The sequence below is a fragment of the Pseudarthrobacter sp. BIM B-2242 genome (genome assembly GCF_014764445.1).
Taxonomy (GTDB): domain Bacteria; phylum Actinomycetota; class Actinomycetes; order Actinomycetales; family Micrococcaceae; genus Arthrobacter; species Arthrobacter luteus_A.
Map to the genome: position 1 here is coordinate 2,085,694 of NZ_CP061721.1, position 13,975 is coordinate 2,099,668.

Here is a 13,975-nt window from a genome sequence, read left to right on the forward strand (position 1 = left end):
ACAATGGCAGGCCAGGAACAGCAGCAGCCACAATCGCGCGATACCGAGGTCGAGGAAGACATCCCCGCGACGCCCCCGGCGGCCCCCGAAGCCCAGGCCTCGGACGCTACCCAAGGCGTTGATGACCTCCTGGACGAAATTGACGGCGTCCTTGAGTCCAACGCGGAGGAGTTCGTCCGCGCCTTCGTTCAAAAAGGCGGCCAGTAACCCGGACCCGGATGGTGGCGGACGCCGCGCCGGCCGGAAGCTGTACCGACGTAGAAGGACCACGTTCAAGGAGTTCATCAGTGCAGGAATCAACCGCCAACCAGGTAGCCGGCAACGCGACGTCGTCATTTACCGAGCATCTGCAGCGGGACCGCCCGGACCTGCTTCCGTACAACCGCGCACTCCCGGCGGCCGCAGCCGGCGCCACTCCGCTCCAAGTGCCGCATGCAACCACCATCGTGGCGATGAGTTACGGCGGAGGGGTGCTGATGGCCGGTGACCGGCGGGCAACCATGGGCAACATGATTGCCAGCCGGCACATCGAGAAGGTCTTCCCGGCAGACAGGTACTCGGTGCTCGGGATCGCCGGCACCGCCGGGATCGCGATCGACCTGACGCGGCTCTTCCAGGTTGAGCTGGAACACTACGAAAAAATCGAGGGAACGCTCCTAAGCCTCGACGGCAAGGCCAACCGCCTCGGTGCCATGATCCGCGGCAACCTGCCCATGGCCCTGCAGGGACTGGCGGTGGTTCCGCTCTTCGCCGGGTTCGACACCACCGCGGGAGTGGGACGGCTGTTCTCCTATGACGTCACGGGCGGCCGGTATGAGGAACGCGAGCACCACACTGTTGGCTCGGGTTCGGTTTTCGCCCGCGGCGCGCTGAAAAAACTCTGGCGCCCCAACCTGACAGAAGCCGAGGCGGTGTCCGTTGCCGTGGAGTCCCTCTACGACGCGGCCGACGACGACTCCGCCACGGGCGGCCCGGATCCGGTCCGCCAGTTGTGGCCTGTGGTGTACACCGTGAACAGGGCCGGTGCCCGGCGCGTCCCCGAAACCGAGCTGGCGGCCGTGTCCGGCCGCATCATCGACGCCCGCTCCGCCGAACGACGGGAGGCCTGAGATGACACAGCAGTTTTATGTCTCGCCTGAACAGCTGATGAAGGACCGTGCGGACTTCGCACGGAAGGGCATCGCCCGCGGCAGGTCAGTGGTGGTAATCAGTTGCCAGGACGGGATCGCCCTCGTGGCGGAGAATCCGTCACCGTCACTGCACAAAATCGGCGAAATCTACGACAAGATCGCCTTCGCCGCAGTAGGAAAATACAACGAATTCGAAAGCCTCCGCCAGGCCGGGGTCCGGTACGCGGATGTCCGGGGCTACTCGTACGACCGTGAAGACGTCACCGCCCGCGGTCTCGCCAGCGTCTACGCGCAAAGCCTCGGTGCCGTCTTCACCGCCGAGCAGAAACCATTCGAAGTGGAACTTGCCGTGGCCGAGGTGGGTCCTCAGCCGGAACAGGACCACCTGTACCGGCTGACGTTCGACGGGTCCATTGCCGACGAACACGGCTTCATTGTGATGGGTGGCCAGGCGGAGCGCGTCTCGTCCGTCATCGCCGAAGGCTGGCGCTCATCCCTGCGGTTCGCCGGGGCTGTCCGGCTGGCCATCAGCAGCCTGGCGGGCGGCACGGAGCAGAGCGAAGCGGACGCAACCCCGCCGGCCAAGGCCGTGGAGGTTGCCGTCCTGGACAGGCAGTCGGAGACCGCGAGGGGTTTCCGCCGGGCCTTCCGGCGACTTAACGACGCCGATATCACGGCGCTGCTTGCGGAGGAGGACTGAGATGGACAAGAGAATCTTCGGTATTGAGACCGAGTTCGGTATCTCGTATTCGAGCCCCGATTCACGGCCCCTGGCACCTGAGGAAGTGGCGCGGTACCTGTTCCGCAAAGTTGTCAGCTGGGGCCGGTCCTCCAACGTGTTCCTGACCAACGGATCACGGCTGTATCTCGATGTCGGCTCGCACCCCGAGTACGCCACCGCAGAATGTGATGACCTCGCCCAGCTGGTTGCCCATGACCGCGCCGGCGAGCTGATCCTTGACGACCTCGTGGATGAGGCGCAGGCGCGGCTCGCCGCAGAGGGGTTCAACGGGACCGTCTACCTGTTCAAGAACAACACCGATTCCGCCGGGAACTCCTACGGAAGCCACGAAAACTACCTGATCCCGCGGCGCGGTGAATTCTCCCGGCTCGCGGAGATCCTTATCCCGTTCCTGGTCACGCGGCAGCTGATTGCCGGTGCCGGCAAGATCCTGAAGACACCGCACGGGGCCACCTATGCATTTTCGCAACGGGCCGACCACATCTGGGAGGGCGTCTCCTCAGCCACCACACGGTCCCGTCCCATCATCAACACCAGGGACGAACCGCACGCCGACGCCGAGTTCTTCCGCCGGCTCCACGTGATTGTGGGCGATTCCAACATGTCCGAAACCACGGCCCTGCTCAAAGTGGGAACTGTGGACCTCATTCTGCGCATGATCGAGGCAGGGGTAATCATGCGTGACATGCGGATGGAAAACCCCATCCGCAGCATCCGCGAGATCTCCCACGACCTCAGCGGGCGGGCGCTTGTCCGGCTCGCCAACGGCCGCCAGCTCACCGCGCTGGAAATCCAGCAGGAATACCTGACCAAGGTCACCGCCTTTGTGCAGGAACATGGGGCGCACAACCCCCACGTTCCGCTCATTCTCGATCTTTGGGAACGGACGCTGAAAGCCATCGAAAGCGGCAACACCAGCACTATCGATACCGAAATCGACTGGGCCATCAAAAAGAAGCTGATGGATAACTACCGGGAGCGGCACAGCCTGGGCATGGATGCACCCCGGATCGCCCAGCTCGACCTCACGTACCACGACATCTCCCGGACGCGCGGCCTGTATTACCTGCTGCAGTCCAGGGGAGCTGTACGGCGCGTTGTGGATGACACCGTCATCAAGGACGCTGTGGACGCGCCGCCGCAGACCACCCGGGCGAAACTCCGGGGGGACTTCGTCCGGCGGGCGCAGGAACTTGGCCGGGACTACACCGTGGACTGGGTGCACCTGAAGCTCAATGACCGTGCCCACCAGACCATCCTGTGCAAGGATCCGTTCCGCAGCGTCGATGACCGGGTGGATGCCCTCCTGGGCTCTATGGGTTGACGTTCAGGTTCAGGGGCTATCCTTGACAGGGCCATTATGTGGTCCTGAAGCGGTGCCGGGCACCTGTGTCCTGCACCGCGTCCACCCTGCCCCGACGAAAGTTCTCTTACGTGCGCCGACTCCTAGCAATCCTTCTCCCCGGTCTGCTGCTGCTGACCGCTTGCGGCGGTACGCCCGCGGCACCGGAACCCACCAGCCAGTCGGCCGGTGACACTGCAAAGTTCGACTCCCTGAAACTGACGGACAACGGGGACAAAAAAGCCCCGGGTGTTGAGTTCACCAAGCCGCTTGAAGTGACCGAGCCCACGATCAAGGTGGTCACCGAGGGCAACGGCGACCGCGTCAAAGCAAACCAGGTCGCCAACTTCTCATACCTGGCCGTAAACGGAACTGACGGATCCACGCTGGAAGACACCTTCCCCACCGATCCGGAGGCCCTCGAGCTCAGCGATGACCTCAAGACCGGAAATCCCATCGTCTACAACGCGTTTGTCGGCGCCAAAATTGGTTCCACCCTGGCACTCGCTGCACCCGGCCAGGCGGGCGCGGAGGGCGCTGCCGCCCAGCCCACACAGCTTTTGCTGATCAAACTGGTCTCCGCGACAGACGTCACGCCCCCGCTCGAGAAGCCTGAAGGCGAGACCGTCACCCCGCCGGCCGGACTGCCGACGGTCACGGAAAATGACCAGGGCGTCCCGGAAATCTCCCTCGAGGGCGCTGCCGCGCCCACCGCCCTCGTGGCACAGGACCTCATCAAGGGCAACGGCCCCGAGGTGAAGGCCACGGACACCGTGGTGGTCAACTACGTCCTGTACTCCTTCAACGAGAAGAAGCAGCTGGAATCAAGCTTCACCAGCCAGCCGCTGACCAGCCCGCTGAGCGGCCTCATCCAGGGCTGGCAGGAAGGCCTGGCCGGGAAGACGGTCGGCTCCAGGGTTCTCCTGTCCATCCCGGCAGACAAGGCCTACGGCGCCGAAAAGGGCGACCTGGTGTTCGTCGTTGATATCCTCGGTGTCAGGTAAGTAATCCACGCCTGGGCATCCATGCCACGTAATCCACCCCAACCAACGTCAGGAGCAACCATGTCATTTGGTCAGCGCGATTTTGACCGCGAAAAGCCCGAGATTGACTTCCCGCAGGGCGACGTCCCCACCGAACTGGTCATCACCGACCTCATCGAGGGTGACGGCGCCGAGGCTAAGAAGGGCGACACCGTGTCGACCCACTACGTCGGCGTGGCCTGGTCCACCGGCGAAGAATTCGACGCTTCCTGGGGACGGGGCGCGCCTCTGGACTTCCGCGTCGGCGTCGGCCAGGTCATCCAGGGGTGGGACCAGGGCCTGCTGGGCATGAAGGTGGGCGGCCGCCGTCGCCTCGAAATTCCCTCGGAGCTGGCCTACGGCTCCCGCGGCGCCGGTGGAGCGATCGGCCCCAACGAGGCCCTGATCTTTGTTGTGGACCTCGTCGGCGTCCGCTGACCCCCGGACCCCTAACGCCGAAGAGGCGCGGCAACAACAGGAGCTGTTTTCCCGATGTTGCCGCGCTCTTCTGCTTTCCGCCGATGAGTTTAGTAACGTAGGCGGCGTGCCCGTATCCCGTACTGAACGCCTGCTGAACCTCCTGATAGCTCTCCTGAACACGAAATACGGCCTGCGCCGGTCCGAGCTGCGGGTGAAGGTCTACCACGACACGTCCGGCAACGACGTCGCATTCGGCCGAATGTTCGAGCGGGACAAAAACGATCTCCGCCAGTTCGGTTTCGACGTGGAAACTGTGACGGACCACGGCTGGAGTGAAGATGACCCCGCCACCACCCGCTACCGCATCGGCAAGGAATCCAACCGCCTCCCCGATGTCCAGCTCAGCCCGGGGGAGTGGACAGTGCTCCTCCTCGCGTCCCAGCTGTGGGAACGCGCCGCGCTGGGAACCGCTGCCGCCAACGCCCTTCGCAAGCTCCAGGCATCGGGGACCCTGTCCGACGTCGAACTTCCCGAGGGAGTGCAACCGCGGATCCGGCCGGCCGGCCAAGCGTTCGACGATATGGTGGCCGCCATGCACGCCCAGCATCCGGTCAGCTTCCCGTACCTGGCCGGAACCACAGGCAGGGAAGAGCAGCGAACGGTGGAGCCGTGGGGCCTCGGAAGCCGGTTCGGCCAGTGGTACCTGACAGGCTACGACCGGACGCGCAACGCACCCCGGCACTTCCGGCTGTCCCGGCTTACCGGTCCCGTCACTGTTCTGGAGAAGGAAACCTACACACCGCCGGCCGGTTTCAACATCCGTGCAGAACTGGACCGGCTCCCCGAGCTTCCGCTGCGCACCGCCGTCGTGGACGTCCGGAAGGACCGCCTGCTGGGCCTGCGCCGCCGCGCCGTTCCCGTACCCGCCGGAAGCGCGGAAACGCCCGACGGCGGTGACGATCGGCTGCAGGTGGAATTCCGTGACACCGGGGTGCTGGCCGAAGAGCTTTCCTCCTACGGCCCCGACGCCGTGGCCCGGGAGCCCGAAGAGCTGGTGGCGGCCGTGCAGCACCGGCTGCGCGCGGCGGCAGCGTTTTGCGCGGCTCCGGTCCCTGACTACCGGTTTGACGAGCCCCACCGGGGCCGGACCGTCCGCAAACGCACCTCGGAGGACCAGCTCAAGCGCATGCTGCAGCTGGTGCCGTTCCTCGTCCACAACCAGGGCCTGCACATCCAGGACGTCGCCGCACGGTTCGGGATCACGCCGGCCGAGCTGGAGGACGACCTGCGGATCCTGATCTGTTCCGGGCTGCCCGGGGGATACCCGGACGACCTCCTGGACATCCATTGGGAGGAAGGGCACGTGTACATCACCCAGGACCTGGACCTCACCCGGCCCGTCCGGTTCACCGTCGATGAGGCCTGTGCGCTCCTGACCGGCCTGGAGACGCTGAACGGCCTGCCTGAGCTGGCCGAGGGCGGCGCACTGGAATCCGTGACCCTCAAACTGATGGCGGCGGCCGGCGAAGAAGGGCTGCGGGCAGCATCACTGGCCGGCCCTGAGGTGGGGCCCACTGATTCGGCCGTCCTGGACGTTGTCCGCCAGGCCATCCGGGACCACTCGCAACTGCGGCTGGTCTACTTTTCCGCCCAGCGGGACCAGGTCTCCAACCGTGACGTTGACCCCCTGCGCCTCTACTCGATGGACAACACCTGGTACTTCGAGGCGTACTGCCATTCCGCCCGGGGACTACGGAACTTCCGGCTGGACCGGGTCCAGGAAATCCAGCCGAACGGAAACCCTGCAGCCACGCAGATACGGCCGGAGGAAGGGTTCCCGGCCAAACTGTTCACGCCGAACGACGACGACACCGTGGTCCTGGTCCAGCTCACCAGGCAGGGCAGGGGACTGGCTGACGACTACTACGCCGAGCGTGTGGCACCGCTGCCGGACGGCGGTCTCGTGGCCGAAATCCGGTTTGGCAGCACAACCTGGCTTCCAATGTTCGTGGCGCAGCATGGCGGGGCAGCACGGATCCTGGAACCGGCCGAGCTTGCGGCCGCGGCGCGGAGTTGGGTCGAGGCGGCCGTGGCCCGTTACGGCGGCTAGACTCGTCAGCATGCCTTGGTGGTCCTGGATCCTGATCTGGATAGCGCTCGTTGCGTTGTCCCTGCTCTTTTATGTCCTGCTGGGCATCCGTCTGTACCGCCAGGCCATGGCTGCGCTGAAGGACCTTGGTGCCGCCAGTGCGAAACTTGGCCACCTCTCCCCGGCGGTAGCGGGCGGGACACAGGCACCCGCAGGTGGCCGGCCAGGTGACGCCGTTTTTGCCTCGCCAGCGCAGATGCGACATGATTACGACGCATCCAAGTCCTCCCGCCAGGAAGACCGCCGCCACAGGCGGGTACAGCGCAAGCACGACCGGGGCCAGCCCCAGTCACTTAGCGATCTGGATCTCAGTTAGACGTAGGATGTTGTAAGAGGAAAGGAATTCCCGTGGGAAGACTCTTTGATGGCCCGTGGCCAATTGTCATTATCATCGTCGTTGCGCTGCTTCTTTTCGCCGCGCCCAAACTCCCTGCCATGGCCCGCAGCCTTGGCCAGTCCATGCGGATCATCAAATCCGAGGTCAAGGAGATGAAGAACGATGGCAAGCCTGAATCCACCGACGACGCCTCCGGGCCGGTGGAAGGCAAGATCGTTAACCACCCGCAGGCGAAGCCCGCACCTACCCAGCACGGTGAGCCGACTGACGGCACCGACGTTCCGCCGTCGAACCGCGCATAACGGACAGTGGCACTGACGCGGGGCCGCAAGTCCAACCCTGAGGGGCGGATGGCTCTTTGGGACCATCTCAAGGAGCTGAAGAACCGGCTGATCAAATCGGCAATCGCTGTGCTGCTCGCGGCTGTGGGCGGCTGGTTCCTTTACGACCCCGTCGTGTCCAGCCTGTCGGCTCCCCTTATTTCGATTGCCCAGGAAACCGGCCGAACGGCCGTCCTGAACTTTGCCACCATCGCGGATCCGTTTGCCTTCAAGATTCAAATCGCCATCCAGATCGGGCTGGTGATTTCGAGCCCGGTGTGGATCTACCAGGTGTGGGCCTTCATCACCCCGGGCCTGACCAAAAAGGAGCGCGGGTACACGCTCGGCTTTATGGCCGCCGCCGTTCCCCTCTTCCTCGCGGGCGTCTATGTTGCCTGGCTGGTTTTCCCCACGGTGGTCCGGGCCCTGCTTCAGTTCACGCCCCAGACCGGTGCCAACAACATCTCGGCCACTGACTACCTGACGTTTGCTACCCAGATGCTGCTGATCCTGGGTATCTCCTTCCTGGTTCCGGTGATTTTGGTTGGGATCAACCTGGCGGGAGTTGTGCGCGGCCGGACCATCCTCAAGGCGTGGCGGATCATCGTGTTCCTGGTCTTCGTCCTGGCCGCCCTGGCCGCACCCGGAACGGACGCATTGTCCATGTTCCTTCTGGCAGCACCCCTGCTGGTCCTGTTTTTCGCCGCCATTGCGTTGTGTATTTTCAACGACAAGCGCAAAGACAAGCGGGAAGCGAAACGTGCCGCCGAGACGGACGCAACAGCGGATATTGCTACCCCGGGCACTGAACTGAAGAACCTGTAGGGCGCGGCGCACTAGGCTTGAAGCATGTCCTCTATCTCCGGGCCGCTCTCGCCCTCCGAAAGTTACCGGGCCAGCGCGGAACGCACAGCCGAGGCGCGATCCCACTTTGGTGGTTTTGTCCGCACCCTCGATTTTGAACTTGACGAATTCCAGCGCCTCGCCTGCCTTTCCCTGCAGGAAGGCAGGGGGGTGCTGGTGGCAGCCCCTACCGGCGCCGGCAAAACCATCGTTGGGGAATTTGCCATTTATCTGGCTCTGGAGCGCCGCCTCAAGGCGTTCTACACCACGCCCATCAAAGCCCTGAGCAACCAGAAATTCACCGAACTCGCCGAAAAATACGGGTCGGAAAACGTCGGGCTCCTGACCGGTGACACCAGCATCAATGGTGACGCCCCGGTGGTGGTCATGACCACCGAGGTCCTCCGGAACATGCTCTATGCCGACTCCGCCACCCTGGGGGACCTTGGCTTTGTGGTCATGGACGAGGTCCACTACCTCGCCGACCGCTTCCGCGGTGCCGTGTGGGAGGAAGTGATCATCCACCTTCCCAGTGAAGTCCAGGTGGTGTCGCTGAGCGCCACTGTCTCCAATGCAGAGGAGTTCGGCGCGTGGCTGGACACCGTGCGCGGCGATACTGACATCATCGTTTCCGAGCACCGGCCGGTGCCCCTGTGGCAGCACGTGATGGTGGGGCGGCAAATTGTGGACCTGTTCGCGGGTGAAACCACTTTCGACGAAATCGCGCCGCCTGCCGATGCCGAGACCGGCGCCCCCCTGCCTGCGGACGATGGGCGCCGCGCAGTGGATGCCGTCACCCGCGACGGCCGGGAAAGCCGCGACGACGGGCAAAGCCGGGGGTTCGAAGTCAACCCTGACCTGCTGGCGATGGCACGCAACGAGAGCCAGGAAAGCTTCCGTGGACGGTTCGGGCACGGCGGGCGGAGCCAGCGCCGGCAGCACAAGCAACGGCAGGATGCCCGTCCGGCGCAGGGAGCCCAGCCGGGCGCGGCACGGAGGGCCAGCCGACCCCAGGTGATCGCCAGCCTGGACCGGCAGGACCTGCTGCCTGCCATCACGTTCATCTTCTCCCGTGCGGGCTGCGACGCCGCCGTGGCCCAGTGCGTCTCCTCCGGGCTTTGGCTGACCACGGAGAAAGAGCAGCGCATCATCGCCCGGCGTGTTGACGAAGCGGGGCAGGACATCCCTTCCGAGGACCTGGACATCCTGGGCTTCTGGACCTGGCGGGACGGCCTGCTGCGGGGTTTTGCCGCGCATCACGCCGGCATGCTGCCTACCTTCAAGGAAGTGGTGGAGAAACTCTTCGTTGAGGGGCTGGTGAAGGCTGTATTCGCCACCGAAACACTTGCCCTGGGCGTGAACATGCCTGCCCGCTCAGTGGTCCTGGAGAAGCTGGACAAGTTCAATGGCGAAGCACATGTGGACATCACCGCGGGGGAGTACACCCAGCTGACCGGCCGGGCCGGCCGCCGCGGCATCGACGTCGAGGGCCATGCGGTGGTGCTCTGGCAGCCGGGAACAGATCCGACCGCCGTTGCCGGGCTCGCCTCCCGCCGGACATATCCCTTGAATTCAAGCTTCCGCCCCACCTACAACATGAGCATCAACCTGCTGGCACAGTTTGGCCGTGACCGCGCGAGGGAAATCCTTGAGTCCTCGTTCGCGCAGTTCCAAGCCGACAGGTCGGTTGTCGGACTCGCCAAGCAGGTGCGCAGCAGGGAGGAATCCCTCGCCGGCTATGCCAAGTCCATGACCTGCCATCTGGGCGACTTCACCGAGTACGCCCGGTTACGCCGTGAGCTGTCGGACGCCGAAAATATCACGTCGCGGACCAAGTCCCGGGCGCGGAAGTCCCTGAACGAAGATTCCCTTGCCCGGCTGATGCCCGGAGACGTCGTGGACGTTCCGGGGGGCCGGGCTCCGGGGCTGGCCGTGGTGCTGAGTTCGGACCACAGCGGCCGGGAGCCGCGCCCGGCTGTCCTCACGCTGGATAACCAGCTCCGCCGGATCGGCACCGAGGACCTGGAAGGCCCCATTGCGCCTGTCACGCGGATCCGGATTCCGAAATCGTTCAACGCCAAGGTTCCCAAGTCGCGGCGCGACCTTGCCTCGTCGGTGCGGAACGCCTTGCGGGAGAACCGGCCGCCTGCGCCCGGCCGCTCCACGGACTTCGGCCTGGGAAAGGCCATGCCCAATCAGGAAAAGCGGATCACGGAGCTTCGAAAGGCACTGCGTGCCCATCCCTGCCACGGCTGCAGCGAGCGTGAAGACCACGCCCGCTGGTCGGAGCGCTGGTGGAAGCTGCGCCGGGAAACGGACGCACTGGTCCGTCAGATCCAGGGCCGGACCAACACCATCGCCAAAACCTTTGACCGCGTGTGTGACGTCCTGTCCTCCTACGGCTACCTCGAAACCGGAACCGACGGCCGCCTGACCATTAATGCCGACGGCCAGCGCCTCCGCCGGATCTACGGCGAGAAGGACCTGCTGATTTCGCAGTCACTGCGGCTGGGGGCCTTCGGTGACCTTGATGCCGTCGAAGTTGCAGCCCTGGCCAGTGTCCTGGTCTACCAGGCCAAGCGCGAGGACAGGGGCCTCCGCCCACGGATGCCGAGCATCTCGCTGGAATCCGCCGTGGACCTGGTGGTCCGTGAATGGTCAGCGCTGGAGGACATCGAAGAGCAGAACAAGCTGCCGCTGACGGGGGAACCCGAGCTGGGACTCGTCTGGCCGATGTACAAGTGGGCAAAGGGGCGGCACCTCCAGGACGTCCTGAGCGGCACGGACCTGGCTGCGGGAGACTTTGTCCGCTGGGTCAAGCAGGTCATCGACCTCCTGGACCAGCTGGCCAAGATTCCCGGCCTCGAGCCACGCTTGGCACGCCTTTGCTCCGAAGCCATTTCGCTGATCCGCCGCGGCGTTGTCGCCTACTCTTCAGTCCTTTGACCCAGCAGTCCTTGATGTACCGCAGCACGCGCTGCCTACCCCTACCCCAGGAGCTCCGCCCGCATGACCGCTGAACAATCCACCGTGCCCGCCCCGCCCGAGCGAAAGGTGGTCCTCTACCGCAACGGCTCTGTGTATTCGGCAGCAGATCCATTGGCCACCGCCATGGTGGTGGACGGCGACACAGTCGCCTGGGTGGGCTCCGAGCAGGCGGCCTCGTCCATTGCCGATTCCTCCATGGAGATCATCGACCTGCGCGGTGCACTCGTGGCGCCGGGGTTTGTTGACTCCCATGTCCACCTCACGGAGACCGGCATCGCACTGGGCTCCCTGCAACTGGGCGGTGTCCGTTCCGCGGCGCAGTTGCTGGACGCCGTGTCTGCGTCCCGGGGAGAAGGGCCGGTACTGGGGCACGGCTGGGACGAGTCCACCTGGGCGGACTCTTCCCTGCCCGGTGCCGAGGAACTTGAGCGCGCGGCCGGCGGCCGGCACGTGTTCCTGTCCAGGGTGGACGCGCATTCGGCGTTGGTGTCCTCCTCGCTTGCTGCTGCCGCCGGACTTGCCGGCCTGGACGGCGCTACCGCCGGGGCGCAGGTGTCGCGTGCTGCGCACACCGCCGCCCGCAGGGAAGCCCGGCGGCTTCCCGATGCCAGCCTCCGCGGCTACCAGCAGCGCGCGCTGACCGAGGCAGCCGAAAACGGCTACGTGGCGCTGGCGGAGATGGCGGCGCCACACATTGGCGGGGTCGAAGATCTCCGCCTTGCCGCGGCCTGGAACAACGCACCAGGGGAACACCCTGTGCCGGAAGTCCTGCCGTACTGGGGTGAACTTGCCACATCGGAGGAGCACGCCCGGCAACTGCTGGACGGCCTTGGCGTCCCCGTGCGGGGACTGGCCGGCGACCTGAATATCGACGGTTCCCTGGGCTCGCGGACCGCGGCCCTGCGGTCCGGCTACAGCGACGCTGAGCGGGAGCAAGGCAGCCTGTATCTCACGGCTGCGCAGGCAGGCGCGCACCTGGCAGCGTGCTCGCTGCTGGGCATCCAGGGCGGTTTCCATGTCATCGGCGATGCCGGCCTCGATGCCGCGCTCGAGGCACTGGACATCGCCGCCGCGGAAGTGGGCGAACAACGGATCCGCGCCGTCGGCCACCGCTTCGAACATGTGGAAGTAGCGGATGCCGGCGCCATCGCGCAGCTGGCCCGGTTCTCCGTCACAGTAAGCGCACAGCCCGGCTTTGACGCCGCGTGGGGGAACGACGGCGGGATGTACCAGCAGCGCCTGGGTGACCGCAGCCGGGCCATGAACCCCTTTGCGTCCTTCTATTCGGCCGGCGTCCCCATCTGCTTCGGCAGCGACAGCCCGGTGACGCCGCTGCGGCCCTGGTCCAGCGTGCGCGCCTGCCTGGAACACCACAACGTCGGCGAACGGATCTCAGCCCGCGCTGCGTTCCTGGGCCACACCCGGGCAGGCTGGCGTGCAGCCAGGTATCACAACCCGATGGCCGGCCAGCTGGTTCCCGGCGGCCCGGCGAGTTTCGCTGTCTGGGACGTTGAGGAACTGATGGTCCAGGTGGCGGACGGAAGGGTGCAGTCCTGGAGTACGGATCCGCGCGCCCGCACGCCCCTGCTGCCGGCGCTGGACACCGGCACCGATCCGGTTTGCCTCCAGACCGTCCGGGATGGCCATGAGCTATTTTCCAGTGCGGCGCTGCGTTCCTGATCCGAAGCGCAGGTCAGCGCCCTATAATGGGTAGTTGCGCCTGCCATCCAGCGACTTCATGGGTGGTCAGCCGCTCCGACTGCTCCCGTCCAGGAAAGGCCCTTTGTGCGCGTCCTTACCATTATTCCGACTTACAACGAGCTGGAATCGCTGCCCAAAACGCTCCAGCGCCTGCGGGCAGCCGTACCCGCCTCGGACGTTCTGGTGGTGGACGACAACAGCCCCGACGGTACCGGGCACCTGGCGGACCGCATTGCTGCCGACGATTCCCAGGTCCACGTCCTGCACCGCAAGGGCAAGGAAGGACTCGGTGCCGCCTACATTGCCGGGTTCAAGTGGGGCCTGGAGGCAGGTTACGACGTCCTGGTGGAAATGGATGCCGACGGCTCCCACCAGCCCGAACAGCTGCCGCAACTGCTCGAAGCCGTTGAGCAGGGCGCTGACCTTGCGATGGGTTCCCGCTGGGTCCCGGGGGGCAGCGTGGTTAACTGGCCGCTGTACCGGCAGGCTATTTCGCGCGTGGGCAGCACTTACGCACGGCTGATGCTGGGCCTGAAGATCAAGGACGTCACCGGCGGCTACCGCGCCTTCCGCAGAACCACGCTCGAAAGACTGAACCTCGATCAGGTTGATTCAGTGGGGTATGGCTTCCAGGTGGACCTGGCATGGCGTGTTGCCAAGATGGGCCTCAGGATCGAGGAGCGGCCCATCACTTTCGTCGAGCGCGAACTCGGCGCCTCCAAGATGAGCGGCAACATTGTGGTCGAGGCCATGATCAATGTCACCAGGTGGGGTCTTCAGGCACGCTGGAACAAACTAACGGGCAAGAAAGCCCCGGCTCAGGGTTAATACCCTATGGCTGCTTGGCAGCCGGTTAAGTGCGGAAGGCCGGCCCGGCAACGTGGATCACGTTGCCGGGCCGGCCTTTGCTTTGCGTTCAGTCCCGGATCGTTGAGGACACCGGAGTCTCAGTGCGCCTCAGTGAGGCATAACTGCCAGTGG

Annotated in this window: 13 protein-coding genes; all 13 read left to right on the forward strand. The window is 65.1% G+C overall.

Annotation, left to right across the window (positions count from 1 at the left end; genetic code table 11):
• Positions 1-3 precede the first annotated feature (3 nt).
• The 13 genes from IDT60_RS09510 to IDT60_RS09570 all read left to right on the forward strand — a co-directional run bounded on the left by IDT60_RS09510 (position 4) and on the right by IDT60_RS09570 (position 13,822).
• Positions 4-207: a ubiquitin-like protein Pup gene (locus IDT60_RS09510; protein WP_164199741.1), complete on the forward strand. Its 204-nt coding sequence runs from the start codon at positions 4-6 to the stop codon at positions 205-207.
• A gap of 80 nt (positions 208-287) precedes the next feature.
• The gene (gene prcB, locus IDT60_RS09515) at positions 288-1,109 is read left to right on the forward strand and encodes a proteasome subunit beta (protein ID WP_164199739.1); all 822 of its coding nucleotides are present in this window, start codon (positions 288-290) and stop codon (positions 1,107-1,109) included.
• 1 nt (position 1,110) lies between these two features.
• Complete coding sequence (gene prcA, locus IDT60_RS09520) at positions 1,111-1,830, forward strand: proteasome subunit alpha (RefSeq protein ID WP_164199737.1); 720 nt, start codon at positions 1,111-1,113, stop codon at positions 1,828-1,830.
• A 1-nt stretch (position 1,831) separates the two neighbouring features.
• The gene (pafA, locus tag IDT60_RS09525; RefSeq protein ID WP_164199735.1) at positions 1,832-3,196 is read left to right on the forward strand and encodes a Pup--protein ligase; all 1,365 of its coding nucleotides are present in this window, start codon (positions 1,832-1,834) and stop codon (positions 3,194-3,196) included.
• Between the two features lie 110 nt (positions 3,197-3,306).
• The gene (locus IDT60_RS09530) at positions 3,307-4,218 is read left to right on the forward strand and encodes an FKBP-type peptidyl-prolyl cis-trans isomerase (RefSeq protein ID WP_191081710.1); all 912 of its coding nucleotides are present in this window, start codon (positions 3,307-3,309) and stop codon (positions 4,216-4,218) included.
• 60 nt (positions 4,219-4,278) lie between these two features.
• Complete coding sequence (locus IDT60_RS09535; RefSeq protein WP_164199731.1) at positions 4,279-4,674, forward strand: FKBP-type peptidyl-prolyl cis-trans isomerase; 396 nt, start codon at positions 4,279-4,281, stop codon at positions 4,672-4,674.
• Between the two features lie 106 nt (positions 4,675-4,780).
• Positions 4,781-6,766, forward strand: a complete 1,986-nt coding sequence (locus IDT60_RS09540; protein ID WP_191081711.1) for a YafY family protein — start codon at positions 4,781-4,783, stop codon at positions 6,764-6,766.
• A 10-nt stretch (positions 6,767-6,776) separates the two neighbouring features.
• Positions 6,777-7,121 carry a hypothetical protein gene (locus IDT60_RS09545; RefSeq protein WP_191081712.1) on the forward strand — a complete coding sequence of 115 codons (345 nt, stop codon included), beginning with the start codon at positions 6,777-6,779 and terminating at the stop codon, positions 7,119-7,121.
• A gap of 32 nt (positions 7,122-7,153) precedes the next feature.
• Positions 7,154-7,444, forward strand: a complete 291-nt coding sequence (tatA, locus tag IDT60_RS09550) for a Sec-independent protein translocase subunit TatA (RefSeq protein ID WP_191081713.1) — start codon at positions 7,154-7,156, stop codon at positions 7,442-7,444.
• A 48-nt stretch (positions 7,445-7,492) separates the two neighbouring features.
• Positions 7,493-8,287, forward strand: a complete 795-nt coding sequence (tatC, locus tag IDT60_RS09555; protein ID WP_164199723.1) for a twin-arginine translocase subunit TatC — start codon at positions 7,493-7,495, stop codon at positions 8,285-8,287.
• Positions 8,288-8,311: 24 nt separating this feature from the next.
• Positions 8,312-11,251 (forward strand): RNA helicase, encoded by a 2,940-nt coding sequence (locus IDT60_RS09560; protein ID WP_191081714.1) that lies wholly within the window; start codon positions 8,312-8,314, stop codon positions 11,249-11,251.
• A 63-nt stretch (positions 11,252-11,314) separates the two neighbouring features.
• Entirely contained in the window at positions 11,315-12,973 is a 1,659-nt protein-coding gene (locus IDT60_RS09565) for an amidohydrolase (protein ID WP_191081715.1), read from the forward strand.
• Positions 12,974-13,078: 105 nt separating this feature from the next.
• A complete protein-coding gene (locus tag IDT60_RS09570; protein WP_164199716.1) occupies positions 13,079-13,822 on the forward strand; it encodes a polyprenol monophosphomannose synthase in 744 nt (247 codons plus the stop codon).
• Positions 13,823-13,975: the final 153 nt, after the last annotated feature.

Bases quoted from the DNA above. Each gene is read 5' to 3' on its own strand.
- IDT60_RS09560 (WP_191081714.1), top strand. From the start codon at position 8,312: ATGTCCTCTATCTCCGGGCCGCTCTCGCCCTCCGAAAGTTACCGGGCC.
- IDT60_RS09535 (WP_164199731.1), top strand. From the start codon at position 4,279: ATGTCATTTGGTCAGCGCGATTTTGACCGCGAAAAGCCCGAGATTGAC.
- tatC (WP_164199723.1), top strand. From the start codon at position 7,493: ATGGCTCTTTGGGACCATCTCAAGGAGCTGAAGAACCGGCTGATCAAA.
- IDT60_RS09545 (WP_191081712.1), top strand. From the start codon at position 6,777: ATGCCTTGGTGGTCCTGGATCCTGATCTGGATAGCGCTCGTTGCGTTG.
- IDT60_RS09510 (WP_164199741.1), top strand. From the start codon at position 4: ATGGCAGGCCAGGAACAGCAGCAGCCACAATCGCGCGATACCGAGGTC.
- prcA (WP_164199737.1), top strand. From the start codon at position 1,111: ATGACACAGCAGTTTTATGTCTCGCCTGAACAGCTGATGAAGGACCGT.
- pafA (WP_164199735.1), top strand. From the start codon at position 1,832: ATGGACAAGAGAATCTTCGGTATTGAGACCGAGTTCGGTATCTCGTAT.
- IDT60_RS09565 (WP_191081715.1), top strand. From the start codon at position 11,315: ATGACCGCTGAACAATCCACCGTGCCCGCCCCGCCCGAGCGAAAGGTG.